General features: G+C 65.9%; 1 pseudogene. It reads left to right on the top strand.

Annotated features, from left to right (window positions below):
* Positions 1 to 15 precede the first annotated feature (15 nt).
* Positions 16 to 1,003: pseudogene (locus AHiyo1_RS01860) on the top strand (App1 family protein); the annotation flags it as partial.

Below are 1,003 nucleotides of genomic sequence, written 5' to 3' on the forward strand. Positions count from 1 at the left end.
AACAGCGTTGAGAGCGTGGGCCCGACGTCGTCGAGCGGCGCAGGCCGCCACCTGGCCCTGAGGATCGACGATGCCTGGCTCAGGTTCCAGACGCGTCTCGCGATCCGGCGCGGTCGGGTGGAGACCGTCATCCCTTACACCGGTTACGGCACCACCTCATGGGTCCGGGTTTTGGCGCGCATTGTCCGCAGTGAACCACGGGACGGCGGGAGCGGCACCCAGGCAGGTAAGCTCAAACCGCTGAAAGATGGCATGCGCGGTTGGCGCAATTTCACGAGCGCGCCCGTGGCACATGCCACCGTGCGGGTGACGATTGCGGGCATCGACCACGACGTCGAAGCCGACCGCGGAGGTGTCGTCGACGCCCAAATCCCGGCAGCCCTCGACGTCGGCTGGCATACGATCACCGTGCAATCCGGCGGATCCAGGATCGTGGAAGCCCTGTGCAAATCGTCGCGGACGACGCAGACTTCGGTGTCGTCTCCGACATTGACGATACCGTGATGGTCACGGCGCTGCCCCGTCCATTCCTAGCCGCCTGGAACACCTTCGTACTCGACGAACACGCGAGGACCCCGACGCCGGGCATGGCTGTGCTGTACGAGCGGATCGTGAGGACGGCGCCGTCGGCCCCCGTGGTGTACCTGTCGACCGGAGCGTGGAACGTCGCTCCGACACTGTCACGCTTCCTGTCCCGCAATTTATATCCCGCCGGTCCCAAGCTCCTGACCGACTGGGGTCCCACCCCGGACCACTGGTTCCGCAGCGGACAGGAGCACAAGAGGAGTTCGTTGGAACGTCTCGCCGCGGAGTTCCCCGGCATCAAGTGGTTGCTGGTAGGCGACGACGGACAGCACGACGAAGCGATCTACGCCGAGTTCGCCCAACGCCATCCGCAGAACGTCAGGGCAATCGCGATCCGCCAGCTTTCCGTCGGGGAAGCGGTGCTCGCGGGCGGGCGGTCAAAGTCCGCGGCTCAGCCCACGCCGGGGATTCCCTGGAT

Source organism: Arthrobacter sp. Hiyo1 (genome assembly GCF_001263615.2).
GTDB lineage: Bacteria > Actinomycetota > Actinomycetes > Actinomycetales > Micrococcaceae > Arthrobacter.